Annotated in this window: 18 protein-coding genes; 12 read left to right on the forward strand and 6 right to left on the reverse strand. The window is 56.6% G+C overall.

Annotated features, from left to right (window positions below; translation table 11 throughout):
• Positions 1–15 precede the first annotated feature (15 nt).
• A complete protein-coding gene (gene dusC, locus VRC33_RS07340; protein ID WP_338562358.1) occupies positions 16–963 on the forward strand; it encodes a tRNA dihydrouridine(16) synthase DusC in 948 nt (315 codons plus the stop codon).
• A gap of 84 nt (positions 964–1047) precedes the next feature.
• Complete coding sequence (locus VRC33_RS07345; protein ID WP_338562360.1) at positions 1048–2244, forward strand: MFS transporter; 1197 nt, start codon at positions 1048–1050, stop codon at positions 2242–2244.
• Between the two features lie 43 nt (positions 2245–2287).
• On the opposite strand, the gene VRC33_RS07350 is transcribed toward VRC33_RS07345, so the two are convergent.
• The 3 genes from VRC33_RS07350 to VRC33_RS07360 form a co-directional block, all read right to left on the reverse strand.
• Positions 2288–3895 (reverse strand): inorganic phosphate transporter, encoded by a 1608-nt coding sequence (locus VRC33_RS07350; RefSeq protein WP_338562362.1) that lies wholly within the window; start codon positions 3893–3895, stop codon positions 2288–2290.
• Between the two features lie 228 nt (positions 3896–4123).
• Positions 4124–5419 (reverse strand): L,D-transpeptidase family protein, encoded by a 1296-nt coding sequence (locus tag VRC33_RS07355; protein ID WP_338562364.1) that lies wholly within the window; start codon positions 5417–5419, stop codon positions 4124–4126.
• 185 nt (positions 5420–5604) lie between these two features.
• Positions 5605–7419, reverse strand: coding sequence for a glycoside hydrolase family 15 protein (locus VRC33_RS07360; protein ID WP_338562366.1), 1815 nt, complete (start codon positions 7417–7419; stop codon positions 5605–5607).
• Between the two features lie 153 nt (positions 7420–7572).
• On the opposite strand from VRC33_RS07360, the gene VRC33_RS07365 reads away from it, so the two are divergent.
• The gene (locus VRC33_RS07365) at positions 7573–8349 is read left to right on the forward strand and encodes an SDR family oxidoreductase (protein ID WP_338562368.1); all 777 of its coding nucleotides are present in this window, start codon (positions 7573–7575) and stop codon (positions 8347–8349) included.
• A 131-nt stretch (positions 8350–8480) separates the two neighbouring features.
• On the opposite strand, the gene VRC33_RS07370 is transcribed toward VRC33_RS07365, so the two are convergent.
• Positions 8481–9077 carry a DedA family protein gene (locus tag VRC33_RS07370; RefSeq protein ID WP_338562370.1) on the reverse strand — a complete coding sequence of 199 codons (597 nt, stop codon included), beginning with the start codon at positions 9075–9077 and terminating at the stop codon, positions 8481–8483.
• Positions 9078–9286: 209 nt separating this feature from the next.
• Between VRC33_RS07370 and VRC33_RS07375 the strand changes: the two genes are divergently transcribed.
• The 3 genes from VRC33_RS07375 to VRC33_RS07385 all read left to right on the forward strand — a co-directional run bounded on the left by VRC33_RS07375 (position 9287) and on the right by VRC33_RS07385 (position 13531).
• Positions 9287–9874 (forward strand): Yip1 family protein, encoded by a 588-nt coding sequence (locus tag VRC33_RS07375; RefSeq protein ID WP_338562372.1) that lies wholly within the window; start codon positions 9287–9289, stop codon positions 9872–9874.
• A 175-nt stretch (positions 9875–10049) separates the two neighbouring features.
• Positions 10050–10997 (forward strand): D-alanyl-D-alanine endopeptidase, encoded by a 948-nt coding sequence (gene pbpG / locus VRC33_RS07380; protein WP_338562374.1) that lies wholly within the window; start codon positions 10050–10052, stop codon positions 10995–10997.
• A gap of 98 nt (positions 10998–11095) precedes the next feature.
• Positions 11096–13531 (forward strand): DUF3772 domain-containing protein, encoded by a 2436-nt coding sequence (locus VRC33_RS07385; RefSeq protein WP_338562376.1) that lies wholly within the window; start codon positions 11096–11098, stop codon positions 13529–13531.
• Here the strand turns inward: VRC33_RS07385 and dld are convergent.
• On the reverse strand, positions 13512–15281 hold the full coding sequence (gene dld, locus VRC33_RS07390) for a D-lactate dehydrogenase (protein ID WP_338562379.1): 1770 nt from the start codon (positions 15279–15281) through the stop codon (positions 13512–13514). The genes VRC33_RS07385 and dld overlap by 20 nt on opposite strands.
• A 195-nt stretch (positions 15282–15476) precedes the next feature.
• Between dld and bglX the strand changes: the two genes are divergently transcribed.
• The 5 genes from bglX (at position 15477) to idi (ending at position 22788) form a co-directional block, all read left to right on the forward strand.
• Positions 15477–17777 (forward strand): beta-glucosidase BglX, encoded by a 2301-nt coding sequence (gene bglX, locus VRC33_RS07395; protein WP_338562381.1) that lies wholly within the window; start codon positions 15477–15479, stop codon positions 17775–17777.
• 121 nt (positions 17778–17898) lie between these two features.
• Positions 17899–18771: an oxygenase MpaB family protein gene (locus VRC33_RS07400; RefSeq protein WP_338562383.1), complete on the forward strand. Its 873-nt coding sequence runs from the start codon at positions 17899–17901 to the stop codon at positions 18769–18771.
• Between the two features lie 89 nt (positions 18772–18860).
• Positions 18861–19970: a suppressor of fused domain protein gene (locus VRC33_RS07405; protein WP_338562386.1), complete on the forward strand. Its 1110-nt coding sequence runs from the start codon at positions 18861–18863 to the stop codon at positions 19968–19970.
• A 138-nt stretch (positions 19971–20108) separates the two neighbouring features.
• A complete protein-coding gene (locus VRC33_RS07410; RefSeq protein WP_338562388.1) occupies positions 20109–22004 on the forward strand; it encodes a methyl-accepting chemotaxis protein in 1896 nt (631 codons plus the stop codon).
• 241 nt (positions 22005–22245) lie between these two features.
• Complete coding sequence (gene idi / locus VRC33_RS07415; protein WP_338562390.1) at positions 22246–22788, forward strand: isopentenyl-diphosphate Delta-isomerase; 543 nt, start codon at positions 22246–22248, stop codon at positions 22786–22788.
• Between the two features lie 101 nt (positions 22789–22889).
• On the opposite strand, the gene VRC33_RS07420 is transcribed toward idi, so the two are convergent.
• Positions 22890–24368: an MFS transporter gene (locus VRC33_RS07420; protein WP_338562392.1), complete on the reverse strand. Its 1479-nt coding sequence runs from the start codon at positions 24366–24368 to the stop codon at positions 22890–22892.
• Positions 24369–24589: 221 nt separating this feature from the next.
• On the opposite strand from VRC33_RS07420, the gene VRC33_RS07425 reads away from it, so the two are divergent.
• Complete coding sequence (locus VRC33_RS07425; protein WP_338562394.1) at positions 24590–25507, forward strand: ABC transporter substrate-binding protein; 918 nt, start codon at positions 24590–24592, stop codon at positions 25505–25507.
• The last annotated feature ends 14 nt before the right edge of the window (positions 25508–25521 follow it).

Below are 25521 nucleotides of genomic sequence, written 5' to 3' on the forward strand. Positions count from 1 at the left end.
CGGACAGGTTGTGACATGCGCGTTTTACTTGCCCCGATGGAGGGCGTGCTGGACTCACTGGTGCGCGAACTGCTCACCGACGTCAACGATTACGATCTCTGCATCACGGAATTCCTCCGGGTTGTTGACCAGCTTTTACCGATCAAATCCTTCTATCGCCATTGCCCCGAACTTCACCATGCCAGCCGGACACCTTCCGGAACGCTCGTGCGCATCCAGCTGCTGGGCCAGTATCCCGAATGGCTGGCTGAAAACGCCGCGCGCGCGGTGGAACTGGGATCCTGGGGCGTGGATCTCAACTGTGGCTGTCCCTCTAAATCGGTCAACGGCAGCGGCGGCGGTGCCACGCTACTGAAAGATCCCGAGCTGATTTATCGCGGGGCGAAAGCGATGCGTGAGGCGGTGCCGGATCATCTTCCGGTTACCGTAAAGGTCCGGCTGGGCTGGGAATCGGGTGATAAGAAGTTCGAAATTGCCGATGCGGTTCAGCAGGCTGGCGCAACCGAACTGGTGGTGCACGGGCGCACCAAGGAAGAGGGCTACCGGGCCGAATGCATCAACTGGCAGGCTATCGGCGAAATCCGTCAACGGCTGGCTATTCCGGTGATCGCCAACGGCGAAATCTGGGACTGGCAAAGCGCCCAGGCTTGTCTGCAAGCCACCGGTTGTGATGCGGTGATGATTGGCCGTGGCGCACTCAACGTGCCGAATCTCAGCAGGGTGATTAAATACAATGAGCCGCGAATGGCGTGGCAGGATGTGGTCACACTGTTGCAAAAATATGTGCAGCTGGAAAAGCAGGGCGATTCCGGGCTGTATCATGTGGCGCGTATCAAACAGTGGTTAAGCTATCTGCGCAAAGAGTATAACGAAGCTACGGAATTGTTCGTTCATATCCGGGCGATGAAAACTTCCGCCGAGATACAGCGTTTTATCACTTACTATCCTGTAACGCAGAGTTAACGTCTTATTTCACTTCTTCGCAGGATATCTTAGCTTGCTAAGTGTATGATGTGACTTACATCACACACTTTTTCTGGTCCTGACATGTCTTCGACCCCGGCATTATCCAACGCACAGCTAAACAAGCGCATCATCTCTGTGGTGGTGTTCACCTTCTTTTGTTACCTCTCCATAGGTTTGCCGCTGGCGGTGCTGCCGGGTTATGTCCATAACCAGCTGGGCTACAGCTCGTTTATGGCCGGATTGATCATCAGCCTGCAATACTTCGCCACGCTGATCAGCCGCCCGCAGTCCGGCCGCTATGCCGATCTGCTCGGCCCCAAAAAAGTGGTGCTGATGGGACTGGTGCTGTGCGGGGCCAGCGGATTGTTCACCCTGCTGGCGGTGTTTTATGAAGCGAATCCCTTAACCAGCCTGATTTTGCTGGCGGTGGGACGCATCTTCCTGGGGCTGGGTGAGAGCCTGACTGCCACCGGCTCGATTCTCTGGGGCATCAATATCGTGGGCACCGTACAGAGCGCCCGCGTGATCTCCTGGAATGGCGTGGCAACCTATCTGGCGATGGCGATAGGGGCGCCGCTGGGCGTGATGCTTAACTCACTGTTTGGCATCCCCGGCTTCGCGGTGTTGATTATGCTGATGGCGGTATTTGGCTTCTGGCTGGCGACCAGGCGCGCCGCCGTAGTGGTGGCCGTCGGGCAGCGCATTCCCTTCAGTCAGGTGTTCTCACGCATCTGGGTTTACGGCCTCTGTCTGGGGCTGGGCACCGTGGGCTTCGGCACCATCGCCACCTTTATTACTCTCTACTTCTCCAGCCACGGCTGGGAGGGCGCAGCGTTTTCACTGACGCTGTTCAGCCTGGGCTTTATCGCCATGCGGCTGGTGTTCAGTAACTGCATTGGCCGTTTCGGCGGCATCCGTGTCTCTCTGGTTTCGTTTGCTATGGAATGCGTGGGGTTGATGATGATCTGGCAGGGCGATTCGTCGCTGATGGTCGATGCGGGTGCCTTCCTGACCGGCTCAGGCTTCTCGCTGATTTTCCCGGCTATGGGCGTCGAAGCCATTCGTCAGGTGGCACCGCAAAACCAGGGCTCGGCGCTGGGCCTCTATTCCGCCTTCCTGGATTTTGGCCTGGGGATCACCGGGCCGGTAGCGGGCCTGCTGATTGGGCGCTGGGGGGTGGATTCCATCTATCTGGCGGCGGCAGTGGTGGTGATGTTTGCCTTTGCTCTGACCCTCAGACTGCAGCTGATGACCCGCAGGCAGGCCGTCACCGAGTGACTTTACCGGCCATACAGGCATCATGCCTGCATGGCCCCTGCGGTCAGAAGTGAGTAAACAGCCAGTACAGCGAGGCTGAAAGCAGGACAGAAACCGGCAGCGTCAGTACCCACGCCATCAACAGATTGCGCAGGGTGGACATTTGCAGGCCGGAACGGTTGGCGGCCATGGTCCCGGCAACGCCAGAAGAGAGAACGTGCGTGGTGGAGACGGGCAGGCCAAACGCATCCGCCGCGCCAATCGTGGCCATCGCCACCAGCTCGGCACTGGCACCCTGAGCATAAGTCAGGTGCGTTTTACCAATTTTCTCGCCGACGGTGACCACAATCCGTCGCCAGCCGACCATGGTCCCCAGACCTAATGCAATCGCCACCACCACTTTCACCCACCAGGGGATATAGCGGGTTGCGTTATCCAGCTCAACTTTCAGCGCATCCAGATCCTGCTGCGTCTGAGCGGGCAGTTTAAGCTGCTCGTCACTCTTCAGGTGTTTGATGGTTTCAGAAGCCAGGTACATATCGTTTCGGGTATTGGATACCGCCTGGGCCGGGATCTTTTCCACCGTGCCGTACTGCCGGATCTGATTGCCGATGTTGCCGGTAATCTGTGCCAGCGCCGGAAGCACGCCCGGATTCAGCGTGCCGGTGCGGACATACTCCGTCAGGGTGTTATAGGCGTTGGGTGGAGGGGTAGCTGAAGACGATTCGATCAGTTGCTGTTGAGTTACCGTCGCCAGTGCGGCAACGCGTGGGCTTTGTTCTGCCGGAATCGACCTGTTCAGCGCATAGGCAATCGGCATGGTGCCGACCAGGATCAGCATAATCAGCCCCATTCCCTTCTGCCCGTCGTTGGAGCCGTGGGCAAAAGAGACGCCGGTACAGGTGAGGATCAACAGGCCCCGGATCCAGGCCGGCGGTTTTTTATTGCCTCGCGGAGCGCTGTAAAGCTCCGGCTTTCTGACCAGGCGTTTCATCACCAACAGCAGCACGGCTGCGCAGACAAAGCCAATGACCGGCGAGAACAGCAGCGCATAGCCCACTTTTAACGCCTGATCCCAGTCCACGCCGCTGGTACCGGTGCGGCCATGAATCAGCGCATTCGCCACGCCCACACCAATGATCGATCCAATCAGCGTGTGGGAAGAGGAAGCGGGTAAACCGAACCACCAGGTGCCCAGATTCCAGATGATGGCGGAGAACAGCAGGGCATAGACCATGGCGAAGCCGCTGCCGGTGCCCGCCTGCAAAATCAGCTCCACCGGCAACAGCGAGATAATACCAAACGCCACTACGCCGCTGGAGAGCAGCACACCCAGAAAGTTAAAGAAGCCGGACCACATCACCGCCACATTGGGCGTCATCGAGTGGGTATAGATCACGGTCGCTACCGCATTGGCAGTGTCGTGAAAGCCGTTAACGAATTCAAAGCCCAGCGCAATCAGCAACGCCAGCCCAAGCAGCAGGAAGGGAACATAGCTGGTCACTATGCCCCCGGCGTCACTGACATCGTTGAAGAGATTAACGCCGGCGAAAGCAATCCCGAGGATCACCAGCAGGATAAACAGCAATACCGAGAAGCGGCTGTTTTTGCCATAGACGGGCAGGCGTCCACTGGCGGACTGGCCCTGCTGAAGCGCACTGTTCTGGCTCATAAACTCTCCTGGACTTTCCGTTAAAGAAAAGTGACCTGTTGATCGGGTGAGAAGGACGTCTCAGTGAGGGTCTACGCAGGTTTTATGACAAAGAGATGAAGCTGAAAAGTGGCTCAGGCTGGCGGTGGATCTGAAATTGCCGGTGTGGGAGAGATCGTTATGCTTTGGGGAGGGGGAAAAAGCATAAAAAAACGGGCCATCAGGCCCGTTTCTGAACACGCTATCGGCTTAAGACCGGGTGCTGGCAGCAGCCGGAGCAGTAACCGGTGCGGTGGCTTTAGCCGGCACCGGGGCACTTTCATAAACCGGGCCTGGCTGTTTAGGCACCACAAAGGTGTTATTTTCCGGCGCAACTGGTGCAGCAGGCGTGGCTGCCTGAGCGTCCGGCGTTGCGGCAGGCGCCTGCTGAGCAGGTTCACCCGTTTGGGCAGGCGTTACCGGAGCCGCGCTGGCTGGATTGGCAGTCTCCACCGGTGCGGGTGCCGCGTTCGGATCCTGCACGTTAGCGCCCTGTGGGGTCGCCGGGGTCATTGGCTGCTCCACCGGCATGGCGGTGTCGTTTTCTGGTACGGCAATCGGCGCTGAAGGGGCGTTATCCGCAGCACCGTTCACTTTGGTTGGCATCCCGGTACGGGCTTTCAGCGCATTGTCCATTGCGGCGGTATCCACGCTGGCATCGCTGACCACTTTGTTCACCACAGGCGTGATGGTCAGTGGGACAGGCTCGCGGGAGTTGAACTGCTCTTCGGTCTGGGAAAGTGGGTTATGCACTTCCACCAGGCGGGAACCATCCGGCTCGACAGACGCTTTGATCGGCTGATCGATAAACTGCACGCGGGTGCCAACCGGCACGTTGTCATACAGCCATTTGATGTCGTCAGCACGCAGACGCACGCAGCCGTGGCTCACACGCAGACCGATACCAAAGTTGGCGTTGGTGCCGTGGATGGCATACAGGCGACCGATATAGAGCGCATACAGGCCCATCGGGTTATCCGGACCGGCAGGGAAGATGGAGGGCAGAGGTGACCCCGCAGCCACGGACTCTTCGTGCATCTTTTTGGTCGGTGTCCAGGTTGGGCCATCTTTCTTACGCTCAACCGCCGTCGTCCAGTTGATTGGGGTATCTTTGCCCAGTTCGCCCACGCCAACCGGCAGCACAACCACGGTTTTGGTGCCTTTCGGATAGTAATAAAGGCGCATCTCGGCGCTGTTGATCACGATGCCTTCACGCGGGGCGTCTGGCAGGATCAGCTGCTGAGGGATAATCAGCTTAGTGCCGGCTTTCGGCAGGTAGACGTCAACGCCAGGGTTGGCTTCCAGAATATTGCTCAGGCCCATCTGGTACTGTGCAGCAAAGGCTTCCAGCGGAAGTTTACTGTCCTGAGGCACGGTGATTTCTAAGTTCTCTCCCAGCAGACGGCTGTTGGCCGCTGGCAGGGAATAAACTACGGCAGAGGCTGACTGGCTGTATGCCGTCACGGCCAGGACTAAAGTGGCTAACGCGCGAATGCTCTTTTTCATATTCTTTAAACTGAAGCGCCTGTAAACGGTGGATAAAAATGCCAGTGCCGGTCGGGTCCAACCGGCTGCACATTATATGGTCATAATGGATCAGGAATAAACCAGGATTTGTAACAGTTGAACTAACTTTACGCAAAATGGTCAACGAAACCGGGCCTGGCGGGGCACCAGCCTGCGATTATCCCTCAGGGTTGCCATAAAGGATCCTCGCCACTCAGCTTACGATTGAGGAAAAATGCCGCGCTGATCAGCGCCAGATGGCTTAAAGCCTGCGGCGTATTGCCCAGCGCATAGCCCTGACGGTCAAACTCTTCGGCATATAATCCCAGCGGATTGGCATAGCGCAGCAGCTTTTCAAACTCGAAATGGGCTTCCTGCACCCGTCCCGCCCGCGCCAGACACTCAACGTACCAGAAAGAACAGGCGGTAAAGGCCCCTTCATCACCCTCCAGACCGTCGGCGGGCGTCTCCGAAAGATTGTAGCGCCGCACCAGTCCATCGCTTACCAGCTTCTCTTTGATCGTATCCAGCGTTGCCAGCCAGTCCGGGTCGGTCGCCCCCACAAAGCGCACCAGCGGCATCAGAAGCATGGAGGCATCCACAAACTCGCCCTGCCGGGTGGCAACAAAATGGCCGCGCTCTTCATTCCAGAAATTGCTCCAGATGTCTTCGCGGATCTCATCCCTGGCCTTACACCAGCGCTCATAGGGGAAAGAGAGCGAGCGCTTCTCGCCAAGGCGCACCGCCCGATCCAGCGCCACCCAGCACATCAGCCTGGAGTGCAGAAAATGTTGCGGCTCTCCGCGCATTTCCCAGATCCCGGCGTCGGGCTGGTTCCAGTTCTCACTGACAAAATCAATCATCTTGCTGACGTGTGCCCAGCCGCGATGGGATATCGCCTCGCCATACTTATTGGCTAAATAGACCGCATCCATCAGCTCGCCGTAGATATCCAGCTGCGTTTGCCTCCAGGCATCGTTACCTATCCTGACCGGCGTCGAATTGGCATAGCCCGACAGATTCAGCAGCTCGCTTTCGTGCAGTTCAGTGCCGCTGTCCAGCCGGTACATCACCTGAAGTTTTTCCACGTCGTGATGGCTGTTTTCCACGCAGCGGCCTACCCAGTGGGTAAAGTGTTTGGCCTCCTCAACATAGCCAAGACGCATCAGGGCATACATGCTGAAGGAGGCGTCACGCAGCCAGGAGGCGCGGTAATCCCAGTTACGGCTGCCGCCAGGCTCTTCCGGAAGCCCAAAGGTGGCCGCTGCCGCAATTGAGCCATGCTTCCAGGAGGTCAGCAGCTTCAACGCCAGCGCGGAACGGTTGACCATCTCCTGCCAGCGGCCGCGATAGTTACTTTTCGCGCTCCAGTGGCGCCAGTAATTCAGCGTTTGCTGGAAACACTCGCCGCTGCTCTCATCATCAAGGTGCTCATCGTCGGCGCTGCCAAGAATAAATTCGCGGTGTTCGCCCGCCTTCAGGCTGAAGGAGGACTCCGCCGCGTTTTTATCCAGCCAGAAATCCACTTTGCCGCAAAGGCGCAGTGTCGGCTGACCCTCCGCACTGAACTCCACAGACCCCTCTTTCAGGGTGGCACGGGTGTCGGCCCTGGCATAATCATGCACCGGTGAGCAGCGCAGGGCGAAAGTCGCCTGACCATGCACCATCTTCACCCGGCGGATAACCCGTGGCAGATCCTCCTCCTGGCGGCAAAGAGGCATGTAATCGGTGATTTCCGCCACGCCCTCACTGGCCAGCCAGCGGGTTTGCAGGATATTGGTATCGGGCAGATAAATCTGCTGGCGGCGCGCATCCGGCCAGTCCGGCGCGATGCTGAACACGCCCGCTTCATCGCCATCCAGCAGCGCGGTAAAGACGGAAGGGCTGTCCAGCTCGGGCCAGCACAGGTAATCCAGCGCGCCATCGCTGGCGATCAATGCGCAGGTGCGGAGATCGCCAATCACACCGTGGTCTTCTATTTTCCGTTTAACCTGACTCATATCGCTCCCGGCGTTAAAAAACCAAACAAACAGGCTTAACTATAGTCACAGAAGAGCAGCGGTGCGGACCGCGACCACAACGGCGGGACAACCGGGTTAACATTTCCTCTTCTATACTTGCTGCTGGCTGTCACTCATAACGAGGAGAAAACCATGCGTTCACCCGACAATAAAGTCGCTATTGTTACCGCTTCAGATTCCGGGATCGGGCAGGCCTGCGCCGTGATGCTGGCAGAGCAGGGGTTTGATATTGGCATTACCTGGCGTTCCGATGATAAAGGCGCGCAGGAGACGGCAAAGCAGGTCAGGGAGCTGGGCAGAAGAGCTGAAATTGAACGGCTGGATCTGGCGGATCCGCAGCAGGGCGGGGAGTCTCTGCAAACGCTGATTGCCAGGCTGGGAAGGGTAGACGTGTTGGTTAACAACGCCGGGACCAACGTCAAGGCGGATTTTCTGGAAACCACCTTTGAAGACTGGCGAAAAGTGTTCTCGGTAGATGTTGATGGCGCCTTTGTCTGCGGGCAGATTGCCGCACGCCATATGGTTACACAGGGGGAAGGGGGCAGAATTATCAATATCACCTCAGTCCATGAACATACGCCCCTGCCTGGTTCTGTAGCTTACACCGCCGCCAAACATGCGCTCGGCGGGCTGACCAAATCTATGGCGCTGAGCCTGATGCCGCACAAAATCCTGGTGAACTCGGTTGCACCCGGTGCCATTGCCACACCCATGAACGAGATGAGTAATGAAGATGCCATGACTGTCTCCATGCCGGAGATCCCGGCGGGGCGCCCTGGCGACACGCGTGAAATTGCCAGCATGGTCGCCTGGCTCTGCTCGCAGTGGTCAACCTATACCACCGGGCAATCCTTTGTGATTGACGGCGGGTTTACTCTGGCCAATCCGCAATATTTTATGCAGAAATAGCACCTTCAGCACTTCACTGGCTACAGAGCCCGATGCCTGGGCTCTGCGCTGGTGGTTTTCTGCAGGCGTCTTCAGGGCTGACCCGCTACGGGGGAGAGCACAGCACGCTCCCCCGTGGCTGTTTGCCCCGGCTATTCCCCTTCGGCTTCAGATTCATCCTTCTCTTTTTCCGAGCGGCGTTTCAGGTAAATCCGCACGCCCCACACCAGCGCCAGAATCAGCACCACAAAGAAAATCTGTTTCAGATGGCGGTCGACCGTGTGCAGCCAGGGGGCAATCACCTGGCCACCCAAATAGCCCAGAGAAACGAAAATCGTGGCCCAGAGAATGGCGCCCACGATATTCAACAACATAAACTTTTGCGGTTTGAGGTTACTCGCGCCAATGATAATGGGCCCGACAATCCGCAGGCCGTACATAAATCTCACGCCAATCACAAACAGCACGGGCCGTTTACGGATCAGCCGGTTGGCTTTCGCAATCTGCTTCTGGTGTTTTTTAAAGCGTTTCAGAATGGTGTTGCCATAGTGACGGCCAATAAAAAACAGCGCCGTATCACCCACAATGCCACCCGCCATCGCCACCAGAACGACCCAGCCATAGTGCAATAACCCTTCATGGGCGGCGATCCCCCCCAGAAGCGTGAACGTTTCCCCTTCGGCTATGCAGCCAATAAACAGCGCCAGGTAACCGTATTGTGAAATCAGACTGTTTACATCCATATGCAAAATCTCCCCCGGTTGTTGCGCAGAAAATCCTAAGTCTAACTGCTGTGACGTAAACGGCGATAAAAGTTGTCGGGAAAACAGTTTTTTTTCACAGCAAATAGAAGCGATTAGCACAAACCCCTGCGGGATAAAAAACAAACAGAGTGGGACCACTTATACTTGTGATTACCCCGCCCTGGCTGCGGCTTTCCGAGTAAAGGAGTGAAGATATGAACCATGTCTGGGGACTTCTTGCGCATCCTGATCGCGAGATGCGTAATATCAAGCAGGAAAACGAAACGGTTTCCCATCATTACACTCACCATGTCTTACTGATGGCATTGATCCCGGTACTCAGTGCCTTTATCGGCACCACGCAAATAGGCTGGGATTTAGGCGCTGAGCATAATATCGCTCTGACGCTGATGAATGCCCTGGGGCTGGCTGTTCTGTTCTATGCGCTGATCCTGGGCGGAGTGGCCGTGATGGGGCGGGTCATTCACTGGATGGCGCGCAATTATCCTCAACGTCCTTCACTGCAACGCTGTACGGTGTTTGCAGGTTACGTAGCTACACCGCTGTTTCTCAGTGGGCTGGTGGCGCTCTATCCACTGGTCTGGTTGTGCGTACTGACAGGGACTCTGGCGCTGGTTTATACCGGCTATCTGCTCTATCTCGGCATTCCTCTGTTCCTGAATATCGACCGGGAAGAGAGCCTGCGCTTCTCCGGCTCAACCCTTGCTATCGGGGTGCTGGTGCTGGAAGTTCTGCTGGCCATGACCGTCGTGCTCTGGGGCTACGGATACCGACTTTTCTGACGCTTTCAGCCGCCGGAACGCCGGCGGCTTTCCATTCATCATCAGAAACAAAATCTCCCAGGAAAAAACTTAACCGCAAGGGTATGATGCGCTGTCAGCCCCCGCGAGGCCTGGTTTTACGCGGCGGCAACGTGCGGAAATTCCGCACCTGAATCACTTCCCGGTTAAGTTTAAGATGCCCGCAAAAATTCGCTTGTCTCTTCTGAGTTTGGCTTTGCTTTTCACTGGTCAGGCCTGCCTGCATCAGGCTGTTGCCGCTCCGCGTCTGGCGGATGTTGCCCCTATCGTTCAGCCGCAGATCGCTTCCGGCAGCGCGATGATTGTCGATCTGAATACCAATAAAATCCTCTTCGCCAGTCATCCGGACCTGGTGCGCCCTATGGCCTCCATTACCAAACTGATGACGGTGATGGTGACGCTGGATGCGCACCTGCCAATGGATGAGATGTTGAATGTGGATATCAGCCATACGCCGGAGATGCGTGGCGTCTATTCCCGCGTGCGTCTGAACAGTGAAATCAGCCGCAAAAATATGATGCTGCTGGCCTTAATGTCTTCCGAAAACCGGGCGGCCGCCAGCCTGGCGCACCACTATCCGGGAGGCTACGATGCGTTTATCCGCGCGATGAATGCCAAAGCGCGGGCGCTGGGCATGAGCCATACCCACTATGTTGAGCCCACGGGATTATCGACGCAAAACGTCTCCACGGCGCGCGATCTGACGAAACTGCTGATTGCCACCAAAAGCTATCCGCTGATCGGCGAGTTGAGCACCACGCATGAAGATATGGCGGTGTTTAAAAGCCCGAACTACACGCTGCCTTTCCGCAACACTAACCATCTGGTTTACCGGCCTGACTGGAACATCCAGCTAACCAAAACCGGCTTCACCAATGAAGCAGGGCATTGCCTGGTGATGCGCACGACGATCAAACAGCGTCAGGTCGCTCTGGTCGTTATGGATGCCTTTGGCAAGTACACCCATTTTGCCGATGCCAATCGTCTGCGTAGCTGGATTGAAACCGGTAAAATCTCGCCGGTCCCGGCAGCGGCGCTGAGCTATAAAAAGCAGAAAGCGGCTGAGATGGCCAGCACCGGCAGTACCACCGAAATCGTTGAGTAATTATCGTTACTGAATCCTATAGTGTCGGGCCGGGCAAACGCTTAGACTTGCGCAGGCTGCCGGAATTGCCCGGCCTGGTCTGATACCTGGAAATTTTCATGTCGACGTTATTAACTTTTTTACGCTTCAGCCTCTGCCTGTTCGCCCTCACCCTGTTCTCTCCGGTGATGGCGCAGGCGGCTGACGATAACAGCCAGCAATCCGCCGACGCGCCCGTTAAGGTCAACGCGGCGGTTGAACTGCCGAAAATGCAGAAAGTGCTGGATAAAATTAAGCAGCAGGTTTCTGGCGAGAGCAACGACAGTAAACTCAGCGCCCTGAATGACATGGCGCTTGAGCTCTCGGGCGATGCCGATACCCTGATGCAGGGCATTATCCCGCAACGTGCCCAGCTTCAGGCCCAGCTGGATGTGCTGGGTCCGGCGCCCAAACCTGAAAGCGGCGTGAAAGAGACCTCAGAAGTCACCAGCAAACGCAAAAATCTGATCAACCAGAAAAGCAAAATGGACGATCAGGTCAGGCAGGCTGAGGCGATCAAAAGCGGTTCAATCAATCTTTCTGCCCAGATCATCAACCTGCGACGCGACGCGCTTAAAACCCAGCTGGCGCTGAATGCCGGCAGTATCTTCGGGCCGCGTTTCTGGGCACCGGTCTTCGATACCCAAAGCGATGACAGCGAAAAAGTCGGTGCCTTTGTGGATGAACTCAAGGACACCGCAGCGCTCTCCTGGGAGTCTGGCTGGCGCGTGGGCACTATCCTGTGGATTATATCGGCCATTCTGGTCGCCACGCTGGGCCGTCGCTATCTGGAAGAGTTCCTGGCCTGGGTCGGTATCCATCTGCTGCCGGAAGGGCGTCTGCGCCGTAGTTTCCTGGCGGCAGCTACCGCCGTGACCACCCTGGCGGCGGTGGTGGTGGCCTTTAACTTCCTGGATTTAGCCTTCACCCGGCATGACCAGGTGCTGGATGACGTGCGGGATTTCGCCGATAAACTGGTCGGGCTGAGCGTCCTGTGTGGCCTGATTGCCGGGTTGGGAAGGGCGTTTCTTTCCACCCGTCGTCCTTCCTGGCGCTTACCGAATATTTCTAATGAGGTGGCTACGGCATTAAAACCCTTCCCGCCCCTGACCGCGGCGCTGGTGTTTGTTTTCCAGACCATTGAAGTCCTCAACAGCAGCGCCAGCACTAGCGTTGGCACCACTATCTTCGCCAATGGCATCACCGCGTTGCTGATAGGCATCACCGCCCTGTGCATCAGTTTTCGTACCAACCGCGTTCGCCGCAAAATGATCCTGGAAGGGGAGCAGCCGGAAGCGAAATCCACCCTGGTAGGCCTGATCCAGATGGCTATCACGCTGATTGGCGTGGCGATTATGATCGCGCTGGTCATAGGTTACGTAACCCTTGCCCGCTTCCTGAGCTATGAACTGATCTGGATGGGCATCGTCTTTGGCTCCTTCTATATCCTCAGCCAGCTGGTTGTTGACGGTTGTGAAAGCCTGTTCTCTACCAGCAACAGCTCTGGCAAAGGCATCCAGCGTTCACTGAACATCGATGAGCGCCATCTGTCGCAGGTTGCCGCGCTGCTGGCGGCGATTGGTAAGACCTTCCTGATTCTGGCCGCCGCGATGGCGCTGTTAAACGGCACCTTCGGAAGCTCGACACCGATCGAACTGGTGCAGAAAGCGATCGAGTTCTGGGGCGGTAAAGGCCTGGAGTCGATGAACATCGTGCCGGCACATGTGCTGAACGCGCTGATTACCCTGGTGGTTGGCATCTACGTGCTGCGCTCGGTTAAGCGCTGGCTTGAGCATGACTTCCTGCCGAAAACCACTATGGATGTCGGCATGAGGGTGTCGCTGATCACCCTGTTCAGTAACCTCGGCTATGTGACGGTCTTCCTGCTGGCGTTGTCGATAATGGGGCTGCAGTGGAACAAACTGGCGTGGATCGTCAGTGCGTTGTCGGTGGGTATCGGTTTTGGTCTGCAGGAGATTGTGAAGAACTTTATCTCCGGCCTGATCCTGCTGACGGAGCGTCCGGTCAAAGTAGGGGATCTGGTGAGTATCAGTGGTATTGAGGGCGATATCCGCCGGATTAACGTGCGCGCCACTGAAATCCAGCTCGGTGACAAATCCACCGTTATTGTGCCGAACTCGCAGCTTATTTCACAGAACGTGCGTAACGCGACGATGGGAAATGCGCAGGGTGTGGCTACCATCACGCTGACTTTCCCGCTGGATATCGACCCTGAACAGGTTCGCGATCTGCTGCTGGAGGTCTATAACGAAAACGAACGTATTCTGGAAACGCCGGAGCCGTCGGTCTCGTTCAAAGATCTGACTCCGGCGGGTATCGTGCTGGCCGTGACCGGCAACGTTGCCAGCCCACGCCAGGTCTCAGGGGCGAAAAGCGATCTGCTGTTCGATATCCTGACCCGCCTGCGTAAAGAGGGTGTGGTGCTCTCCACGCCACAGACCATGATTGTCGAACAGCGTAACGGCAATATCGTGGTTAAGGATCCCGAGGCTTAATCGCCTGCGGTGTGTCGCCGGTCCTGGCCTGTGGCACACCGCTTTCTCCCCAGTGTTTCGCTTTGGTCGTTTTACCTATCCCCGGATTGAAACTGTTGGTTGGATCGAGCTGCTGGTAGAAGGCTTTTAACTGCGGTTTGGCCTGGTAAAGGTGGCCGACGTTATGTTCCGCCGGATATTCCGCTCCCCGATCGGCGAGAATCGCCAGCATCTTCTCTTTTAGTTGATGCACGTCCACCCCCTTTTTCACAATGTAATCCTGATGGAATACGTGGCAGAAAAAGTGCCCGTAGTAGAGCCGGTGCACCAGCGCATCATCAAATTCAGCCGGCAGCCGCTCAAACCAGTCGCGGTCATTGCGGCGCAGAGCGATATCCAGCGCCAGAATATCCTCGACCTCATCATGATGCACAGCCTGATAACGCACCGCGGCACCCGCTGCGGCAAAACGGTGCAGGAAGGCTTTACTGCCTTCTTCCGGCGTACACTCGAAAAACTCGCCTTCCGCCTGCTGGAAATAGCCGGTCAGGTAGTCGCGGGCTTCGGCAATGCCTTCGCCAGACATTTTAATCATCAGATGGTGTTCAAAACGGTCGCGGTACTGCTTGAGGCGTTTTGGCAGATGGGAAGGCAGCACCTTGCTGAATTTTTGCAGCAGCCGATCGCTGAGGTTGGGCTTCAGGAACGCGGCATTGCTGAACAGCGCATCAGCCCGGCCTTTAAGCGTGAAAAACAAGGGCATTTTGTCAGTGCCCAGCTTGTCAATCATCACAAAGGTGTCTTTTCCGTAGACTTCTGCAATATCAAAAATGTCCCGGTGCAGATATTCACCGGCCACCGGTAAATGGGTAAAAGCGCTGAGCATATGACGACGTAATTCATCCAGCACGCCGGGATCGTTAGTGCCGAGATAAAATACCTGCTGCTCTTTTTCACTGACAAAAGTGTCGAGGCGCACCGCAAATACCGCCAGCTTACCGGCACAGCCAGAGGCTTCGAATAACCGACGCGCATCAGCATTGAAACGGGAAGGGGTGTCGGCTTCAACCTCACGCACGCGGTCAGCATACTCATGATCGGAGGCCAGACGCTGGTCATATTTCACCTGATTCTGCTGCCAGGTTTCATCATCCAGACGGCCCAGGATTTGCTCCGGCGTGGTGCCCAAATCTATCCCCAGATGGTTAACCAGCGTCAGCTTGCCGTGGGCATCCACCTGCGCATACAGCGCCATCTCGCTGTAGGCTGGCCCGCGTTTAATCAGCGACCCCCCGGAATTGTTGCAGACGCCGCCCAGCACCGAGGCGCCAATACAGGATGAGCCAATCACCGAGTGGGGTTCACGTCCCAGCGGCTTAAGGATTTTCTCCAGCTGATAAAGGGTGCTGCCGGGGAAAGCCAGCACCTGCTTGCCCTGATCGATCAGCTGAATTTTATCCATCCGCAGCGTGCTGATTATCACGATCTCCCGGTCGTAATCGTTGCCGTTGGGCGTGGAACCTTCAGTCAGGCCGGTGTTGGCTGCCTGCATCAGCACGATAGCGTCGGCCGCCACGCAGGCTTGCAGGATCCGCCACTGTTCAACCAGAGTGCCGGGAAAAACCACGGCCAGCGCATCGCCCTGACCGGAGCGGAACCCTGTGCGATATCGCGCCGTTTGCTGAGGCTCGGTAAGCAGATGGGCGCGGCCAACAATGCGTTGCAGTTCGGTAACCAGCTTCTGGCTACCTGTAGGGGTAGAGTTGTGCATATCCTTTGTCCTTGTCTGTATCACTCTCTGACTTTAGCACTTACCTGCGGCCTCTGAAGGCGCAAAAATCAGAGGCCGATCGCGCCAGTGCGTTGAAAACTACCTGCTATCCTCAACTTATGGCACACTGAAAACGTTGTGGCGCCTGTTGCGCATGACCTTCCTGCTCCGCAGATATTAAGAGAAACCAACCTGATGAAATGGATTTACTCTGTCAGCCTCGCTGCCGCTTTAACCCTGCAGCCGGCTTTTGCTGAAGACCCGTCCGGACAACACCCTTTAACCCCTGAAGCCCGTGATGCATTTGTCACTGACTTGCTGAACAAAATGACGCTCGACGAAAAAATCGGGCAGCTCAGGCTGATCACTGTAGGGCCGGATAATCCTAAAGAAGCTATCCGTGAGATGATCAAGCACGAGCAGGTGGGTGCAATCTTCAACACGGTTACCCGCAAAGATATCCGCGCCATGCAGGACCAGGTGATGCAGCTCAGCCGCCTGAAAATTCCCCTGTTTTTTGCCTATGACGTGGTACATGGGCAGCGTACGGTCTTCCCCATCCCGTTGGGGCTGGCAGCAAGCTGGGATCTGGATGCGGTAGCCAGCGTGGGCCGGATTTCCGCTTATGAAGCCGCCGATGATGGCCTGAATATGACCTGGGCGCCGATGGTTGACGTCACGCGTGAACCGCGCTGGGGCAGGGTTTCTGAAGGGTTTGGAGAAGATACTTTCCTGACCTCCGCCATGGGCCGCACGCTGGTGGAATCGATGCAGGGTAAAAGCCCGGCCGATCGCTACTCGGTAATGACCAGCGTGAAGCACTTTGCCGCTTACGGCGCAGTGGAAGGCGGCCGCGACTACAACACCGTCGACATGAGCCCACAGCGTCTGGCGCAGGATTATCTTCCTCCGTATAAAGCCGCTCTGGATGCCGGAAGCGGCGGGGTCATGGTGGCGCTTAACTCGCTGAACGGCGTGCCTGCCACCGCAGACAGCTGGTTACTGAAAGATGTGCTGCGTGATGACTGGAAGTTTAAAGGCATCACCATCAGCGACCACGGCGCAATTAAAGAGCTGATTAAACATGGCGTTGCCAGCGATCCGCAGGATGCCGTGCGCATTGCTATTCAGTCCGGCGTGAACATGAGTATGAGCGATGAGTACTACAGCAAATACCTGCCGGGATTGGTGAAAAGCGGGGCGGTCAGCGAAAAAGAGATCGATGATGCCACGCGCCATGTGCTGAACGTCAAGTATGACATGGGTCTGTTTAACGACCCTTACAGCCATCTGGGGCCAAAAGAGAGCGACCCGGAGGATACCAATGCTGAAAGCCGTCTGCACCGGGCGGAAGCGCGGGATGTGGCGCGCAAAAGTATCGTGCTGCTGAAGAACCGTCTTGAGACGCTGCCGCTGAAGAAGTCCGGCACTATTGCGCTGATTGGCCCGCTGGCCGACAGCAAGCGTGACATCATGGGCAGTTGGTCAGCCGCTGGCAAAGCTGATCAGGCGATCACCGTGTTGCAGGGCATGAAAAATGTCCTCGCCGGAAAAGCCACGGTACTGACGGCCAAAGGGGCTAACGTCACCGATAACCAGGGGATTCAGCAGTTCCTGAATCAGTACGAGAAAAATGGGGTGGTGGTGGATCAGCGCACGCCTCAGCAAATGCTGGATGAGGCCGTAGCTACGGCGAAAAAAGCCGATGTGGTGGTTGCCGTAGTGGGCGAAGCGCAGGGCATGGCGCATGAGGCCTCCAGCCGCAGCGACATCACCCTTCCGCAAAGCCAGAGAGCGCTGATTGATGCGCTGAAGGCAACCGGGAAGCCGCTGGTGCTGGTGCTGATGAATGGCCGGCCGCTGACCATAGTGCAGGAGACGGCGCAGTCTGACGCGCTGCTGGAAACCTGGTTCAGCGGCACCGAGGGTGGAAATGCGATTGCGGATGTGCTGTTTGGCGATTACAACCCGTCAGGCAAGCTGCCCATGTCCTTCCCGCGTTCAGTAGGACAGATCCCGATTTACTATAATCATTTGAATACGGGCCGGCCTTATGACGCTGACAGGCCGAACAAATACACTTCGCATTATTACGATGCGGTCAATGGCCCGCTGTTCCCGTTTGGCTATGGCCTGAGCTACACCACGTTCAAACTGTCACCGGTGAAAATGTCCGCGGCTACCATGCCACGCAACGGCACGGTCAACGCCAGCGTGACGGTGACCAACACCGGCAGCAGAGAGGGCGCAACCGTGGTGCAGTTGTATCTGCGTGACCAGATGGCAAGCCTCAGCCGTCCGGTGAAAGAACTTAAAGGCTTTAAGCGAATTATGCTGAAGGCGGGTGAATCACAAACTGTGACCTTCCCGATAGAGGTGAAAGCCCTGAAGTTCTGGAACGCGAAGATGCAGCAGGTAGCCGAACCGGGTAAATTCAGCGTCATGATCGGGCTGGATTCGGCCCGCACGGTGGATGCAGAGTTTACCTATCTCTGATCCAGGCCAGCAGAAACCGGCACGGTCGGCTGAAAAAGCGCCGTGACGGGTTTCTGAATTGACTCAGGGGACGAAGAGATTTCGTCCCTTTTTGATCGGATGACCCAACCAGGATCCCTTTATGCCTTCGGTTCGCGACAGAATCCAACAGCAGGTCTTTCGTCTGAATGGGTTGGCGATGAATGATTTTGATCTCTCTAAGCCGGTCGGTGACCCCGGTCTCTACGGGCCGGACAGCGTAATCTGGCGCGTACACGGCGACTTTTCGTCGATGCTCTGCGGCGGCATATCAGCCTTGCTGATGCAGATGCTCCATCCACTGGCGCTGGCTGGCGTGTGGGATCACTCCACGTTTCGTCAGGATATGATGGGACGACTGCGCCGTACCAGCCAGTTTATTGCCGTCACCACCTTCGGCAACACCGCCGATGCGCAAACCTTGATCGAGCGTGTTAAACGTATTCATCTCCAGGTCAGCGGGGTGGATGCGCAGGGCACGCCATACGCCGCCAGCGATCCGCGTTTGCTGACCTGGGTGCATGTGGCCGAAACCAGCCGTTTCCTTGCCGCTCACCTGCGCTATAAAAATCCCCGACTCAGCCTTGCGGAACAGGATCGCTATTACGCCGAAGCCGCCGTGGTGGCCGAAGCGCTCGGCGCTGAAAAGGTGCCCAAAACGGTAAAAGCGATCGACGAGTATCTGCAGGCGATGCGGCCCGAGTTACGCTGCGATGAACGCACCCGCGAGGTGCTTTCGCTGTTGTTAAATGCCCCCGCGCCCAGCTGGCAGGCTCGTCCCGCCATGAAATCGATGATGATGGCAGGGATTGAACTGCTGCCGGAATGGGCTCAGCAGCAGTTTGGCTTCCAGTTTTCACCTTTACGCCGTCGGGCGATTCGCCTGCGGATCACCTTACTGGCAGCCACCCTGCGCTGGGCGATACGTCGTGGCGCTTATCAGCGGGCAATGCAGCGTATGGGCCGGCCATTTTGAGACTTTTACCCTTGCCCTGACGTGGCACAACGGGACATCCTGCTCTATTCTCCGGGAAATGGATCCCCCACCCCAACCGTCGAGGCTTTATGACACAGTCGTACCGGATTGCTGAAGTCACTAATCAGCAACAAACGCTGATCGCCATGGTTGAACAGGATGAGCGTACTGCTTATTTTTACCTCAGGCCTGCCGGACCGTTTCGCGGACAGTACGCCGTGCGGGGCTGCTGGCTGCGTAATCTCTTACCTGCCCCCGCCCGTGAAGATCGTGAAGCGATGGAGCAGGGGATCCCTCCGCTGCTGAGTGCAGAATTCTGCCGTACTTTGGAAGCCGAGCCCATGCTGGATCCGGCCGGATTGCAGATCGTCTGGGAACCGGCCGATGATGGCGCAGCCCTGTGGTATCAGGGGCAGTTGTTAGCCGTCATTCCTGGCTGGAGCCTCTACCAGGATAAGCAGGTCAGCTTCTCAGCGGCCTGTATCAAAACAAACCGTCTCACTGCACCCCTGGGGTCAGCCTCGACCAATGACTATTACGCCAGCGCTGAAAAGCATCGCCATTTCTGGCGTGACTGGCACGATGGCCATCTGTGGGATCCCATGCAGCGTGAGATGATCAAATGCTATGAATCTCACTACGGCGAATCGCTGAAATACTATTCCATCGACCAGGGCAACTGGCCGCCGATGGCCATCTCCCAGCATTATCATCAGGGAAACTGGTATTTCCTGACGCTGGGCATGAGCATTCGGCCAATGCCCTGGGTGGATTTTCTTTATGAAGAGCTGGCCCCGCAGCGCCGCCGTACAGAGCTGGCGATGGCGATAGATGCCGAAGTGATGACCGAAGAGAACGCCGTGCAGATGGCCAGCGCCTTAGCCAGCTTCGCGCATTTTCCCTGGGCTCGTCTGAGCTGGCTGGGAGAAGGCCACACGCTGGAATCTGCAGTTGCGCCAGTGGGATTTGAGGGTTTCCTGCTCTCTGGTGAGTTAGGCGGAGAACAGGGGCAGTTCACGCTGCCAAAGCGTGAAGGCGAGAAGGTAAATCTGCTGTGGGCCACGCCGGTGACCACGGCAGAACGCGAGCTGGCCGAAGCGGAAGAGAGCGGGGGAAATCAGCTGGTAGAGAAATTACTGCAGGCGGGATGCAACCATATTTTCCGTCCAAGACAGCAGGTTGTTGATTCACAGAGTTAAATTTTGTATCTGTTTTGCGTGATATCTCTGCCCTAAACCCGTTTTGCGATATTTGATCAAGATCACATCAAGTTTTCCTTTAACAGGCCGTTAACACGATCAGGCAATTGTGCCTGATTGAGTTGAGTGGGGCTTTTCATGTTTAAAACAACCCAGGCCAGAATTACCTTGCTGATCGTCGGCTTCTTTATGCTGCTGCTGCTGATCACGGTAGTGGTGATCAATATGTTCGTTGCGCCCCAACTCACGACCAATGAGAGTCGTCTGGTGCGTTATGAAGTGGAATCAATCGGTTCCCGCATTACCGAGATGATGAACCGCATCCAGGCTCAGCAGCGCAGCATTACCGAATCGGTAGCGGTGCTGGACAGTACCGGCATTAACACCCTGTTACCGGCACTGGTAAACCAGTACCAGGACGTCAACGTCTTTGGCGGCGGCATCTGGCCTCTGCCGAAAATGCGCGATCCTGCCGTAGACAAATTCAGCACCTTCTTTGCCCGCGACAGCAGCAACACTTTGCAGGAGAACACCTTCTGGAACTCGGCTGAAGCGCCTTATTACTACGAGCAATCCTGGTATAAAGATGGACTGGCCGCCGCTAAAGGGCAGTGCGCCTGGGCGAAAGCCTATCAGGATGCCGCCAGCCCTCAGCCCCGCACTAACTGTGCCATGACCATCTACCGTAACGGCACGGCCTGGGGTGTAGCCACTATTGACGTGACGCTGGGCTTCTTCAACCATCTGGCGAAAGAGATGGGCGACGCGGTACAGGGACAGGCGCTGATTGTTGAGGCCGATGGTAAAGTGGTGGGCGATGCCAGCCTGATTGGTGCGGCACCCAGGTTACGCAATCTGAGTGAAATCACTTCTCCAATGGCCGTCTCGTTGCGTTCAGCGCTGAATACCGCAGGCAGCGGGCCAGTCCAGAGCACTTACGATGGCGAAGATGGCAACCACACGCTGTTTGTTCAGCAAATCAGCGGCAGCCCGTGGTTCATTGCCAGTGATGTGCCGACAGCCTTACTCTCTAAACAAACTCACTCTATTCTGACCCGTCTGGGCCTGGTGCAGATCCCGCTGGCGATCCTGCTGTTACTGGTTCTGCTGGGCTTTATCCGCACCATGATGAAACGTCTGGGCGGCCTGAACGAGAATATCCTGGCGCTCTCTACCGGCGGTGCCGATTTGACGCAGCGTCTGCCAGCCAGCAGCAGCCCGGAATTTAACGCGGTAGCTGACAGCTTCAACAGCTTTATCGAATATTTGCAGGGGCTGATGCGCCAGGTGGGCGACAGCGCGATGGCGATTACCGCAGCCTCGAAAGAGATTGCCAGCGGCAACCTTGATCTCTCCGCCAGGACCGAAGAGCAGGCCAGCTCTATCGTTCAGACGGCAGCCTCGATGGAAGAGCTGACAGGCACGGTGCGCCAGAATGCCGATAATGCCACCCACGCCAATCAGCTGGCGGGTGACGCTTCCCGCGTGGCGGCAAGGGGCTCCAACGTGGTGAAACAGGTTGTGAATACCATGGGCGAGATTAATACCTCCTCCCGTAAGGTTGTGGATATTATCAGCGTAATCGACAGCATCGCTTTCCAGACCAACATCCTGGCGCTGAACGCGGCGGTCGAAGCGGCTCGTGCCGGTGAGCAGGGGCGTGGATTTGCGGTAGTCGCTTCAGAAGTGCGTAACCTGGCGCAACGTTCCGCTAACTCGGCCCGTGAAATCAAGAAACTGATTGAAGAGTCGGTGGCCAATATCGATCAGGGCAGCCAGCTGGTGCAGGAAGCGGGAAGCACCATGGATGAACTGATGAACGGCGTCAGCAGCGTCACCACGCTGATGGCCGAAATCATGTCAGCCAGCCGCGAGCAGAGCATGGGCATTGATCAGGTCAACACGGCCATCAACCAGCTCGACAGCACTACCCAGCAAAACGCCTCGCTGGTGGAGCAGGTTTCGGCTGCCGCGCAGGCGATGGAAGAGCAAAGCGTACAGCTTGAACAGGTGGTCAGCAGCTTCAAACTGTAGAAAAATAGCCCGGCGCAGAGGCGTCGGGCTCCCTTTTTGCGATCTGAAATTACACCTGCAGCGCCCGTTTGATCAACGCCTGACATCCTCAAAAGCCCGCCCGGCAGAACCAGGGCGAAGGGCATCCGTTTTAACCCTGCGTAAAATCTTCCTGAGACAGTCACAAAATCGCACGAATTTATGCCGTCGTCCTCGCGGATCATGTGCCACAATTACCTGAGATTAGTCCGAAGGAGTCTGCATGTCCGCTATTGAAGTGATTCTGGTTGATCGCCACGATCGTCCCACCGGTAGAATGGAAAAGCTTGAGGTTCACGAAAAAGGGCTGCTGCATCGCGCGGTAACCGTTTATGTGTTCAACTCTCGCCATCAGCTACTGTTGCAGCAGCGTGCCAGTGGAAAATACCACTGTGGCGGGCTCTGGAGTAATACCACCTGCGGCCATCCTTATCCTCAGGAGGCGACCAGTACCGCGGCCGAGCGTCGCCTGCGTGAAGAGATGGGCATGCAGCTGACGCTGCATCCTGTTTTTGAACTCAGCTATAACCTGCCGATGGGCAATGGCCTGACCGAGCATGAATACGGTCACGTCTATTTTGCCTTCAGCAACGAGCTGCCCGTTCCCAATCCTGAAGAGGCCGATAGCTGGCGTTATGCCTCGCTCAGCGATATTGAGCAGGAGATGGCGCACCATCCGGAACGCTTTACCCCCTGGTTCCTGCACACTTTCTCCCGCATTCCGGAAGCCTTCAGAACCTTTTCAGCCCAACAACTGGCGGGCTGAACAGCCCTTCCATCAATCAATATCGCCATCCAGTCAGCCCGATAAAAAGACTTTTCCAGAAGTCTCCACCGCCAGGAAAGTCCTGGCGGTTGAGAAAGGATTCAGGGAATGTCCCGCGCAAAGTCCTCGGCATCCACGTCGTAGCCGGAAGGTTCCCAACGGATGGCGAGCAGGGCAATCAGACCGGCCAGTGGGGCAAGCGCAATCACCCAGAAGACGTTGGTGCTCAGCGCCGCAGAGAGCAGCGGGAACAGAAACAGCGAAACGGTGGAGCTGCCGCGCATTAACGTCTGATTAAAGCCCACGCCCACGCCGCGTAAGGATGTCGGGTAACTCAGGGAAGCAAAGGTCATGGTATGTGAACCCGGACCAAAGCCCTGACCCAGCAGGAACAGCGCCAGCATGGCAATGGAAACCGCTGCTTCTGCCCCCTCCGTTGGGCGGCCAATCAGCGCCAGCCCAATCAGGGCGACAAACTGGAAGCTGTAACCCAGCGTGGTCATCTTCCATGCGCCAAATCGCGGCACCAGACGTACGGCCAGAATCCCTCCCACAAAAGCAAACAGCAGATTCAGCGCCAGCGACACCAGAATAGTGGTCAGCATCGACTGGGCGAGGAAGCTTGAAATGATCACCGGCAGTCCGAAGGCCACGGCATTATAGGCAAAGGCGGAAGCGATAGCCGTAATGGTAGCCAGCAGGGTCCGGCGCAGATAAACCCCCTTCAGCAGTTCACCGTAATTACGCCAGCTGGCAGGACGTGTCGGCTTAGCTGGCGTCAGGTCGGCATCCTTTGCCACCTGCGCATTGATGCCGTAAGAGTGACGCAAAATAGCGGCGGCACCTTTAAGGTCCCCCTGATTCGCCGCCCATACTGGCGACTCGCTCATGTAACGGCTACGGATACAGATAATCAGAATGGCTGGTACCGCGCCAAACCCGAGGATAATGCGCCAGAGCAGGCCTGAATGCGCTTCCGGCAGCACCGAATAGAAGAACAGCACCAGCAGATAGGAAATCGAGATTGCGGCATACCAGGTCGGGCACCACATCGCAATACTGGCGGCTTTATTGCCACGCCCCTTGAGTTTTGAAAACTCGGCCAGGAACGCCATCGCTACCGGTAAATCTATTCCCACCCCCAGCCCCATCACAAAACGGGCGGCAGCCAGCACATACTCGTTAGGGGCAAAAGCACAGGCCAGCGCGGCGAAGACGAAGAAAAACATATCCGCCATAAAAACGCGATAACGGCCAATTTTATCGGTGAGATAGCCGCCAATCAATGCGCCGACAATGGCGCCAAAAGCGATAGCGGAAGCCACCATTCCCGCGCCGGTCGGCGACAGGCCAAATTCTTTGGTGACATCCTTCATGCCAAACGCCAGCGCGCCCAGATCGTAAGCGTCCAGAAACACGCCGCCCAGAGCAATGCCAATAACGATGCGGGCGTTACTGCGGGCCTGAGTGCTGGTATTGACCAGATGTGATACGTCGGCTGCCCGACGGATAGTGACGGTTTCACCCGTTGGAGGAGCCCCTGCCGTGGCGACATGCGCCGAAGTTGCTAAATCAGTCATGATGTTATGGTCTTTTTTTCTAAGAATAAGCGCAAAGAATACCCCCGGTTGAGCAGGATTTAAATGCCGGCTGGTTATAACTTAAAGCTAAATGCTCGTTGAAAAATGGCCTGACAAAAGGTTCTCTTGCAGAGGCTTCCACCGGGCTTTTTCGCCGTCTGGCTTTATCCGGGGATTTATTAGGCTACGCTTGTTACTAACCTGACGAAAAGGAACAGAAAATGGCGAAGAGAACAGGGCTTCAGTCCGCGCTGGCACTGGCCGGATTACTGGCGTTGTCGGCCACGGCCAGCGCAGCAGAACCGGTCAAGGTAGGATCAAAAATAGATACTGAGGGATCGTTGCTCGGCAATATTATTCTTCAGGTGCTGGATAAACACGGCGTGAAAACGGTGAATAAAGTGCAGCTTGGCACCACCCAGGTTGTCCGGGCCGCCATTACCGCCGGGGAGCTGGATATCTACCCGGAGTACACCGGCAACGGCGCTTTCTTCTTTAACGATGAACACGACGCGGCGTGGAAAAATGCGCAGGCCGGGTATGAAAAAGTCAAAATGCTGGATCAAAAGAACAAGCTGACCTGGCTGACTCCCGCGCCTGCCAACAACACCTGGACGATTGCGGTGCGTGGCGATCTGGCGCAGAAAAACAAGTTGAATTCGCTGGACGACCTCAGCGCCTACCTGAAAAAAGGCGGCGACTTCAAGCTTGCGGCTTCTGCCGAATTTATCGAACGGCCTGACGCTCTGCCTGCCTTCCAGAAAGCCTACGGCTTCACGCTTAAGCAGGATCAGCTGCTGTCGCTGGCCGGGGGAGATACCGCTGTAACCATTAAGGCGGCGGCGCAGCAAACCTCCGGCGTGAATGCTGCAATGGCCTATGGCACAGATGGCCCGGTAGCGGCGCTTGGCTTGCAGACCTTAAGCGATCCCAAAGGCGTGCAGCCTATTTATGCCCCTGCACCCGTTATCCGGGATGCGGTACTGAAAGCCTATCCACAGATTGCCGATTGGCTGAAGCCGGTCTTTGCCTCGCTGGATGAAAAAACACTGCAGCAGCTTAACGCCAAAATTGCTGTTGAAGGGCAGGACGCGAAAACAGTAGCCGCGGATTATTTGCAGCAGAAACACTTGCTGTAGGATTAGCCCGGGCC

Source organism: Erwinia sp. E_sp_B01_1 (assembly GCF_036865545.1).
GTDB lineage: Bacteria > Pseudomonadota > Gammaproteobacteria > Enterobacterales > Enterobacteriaceae > Erwinia.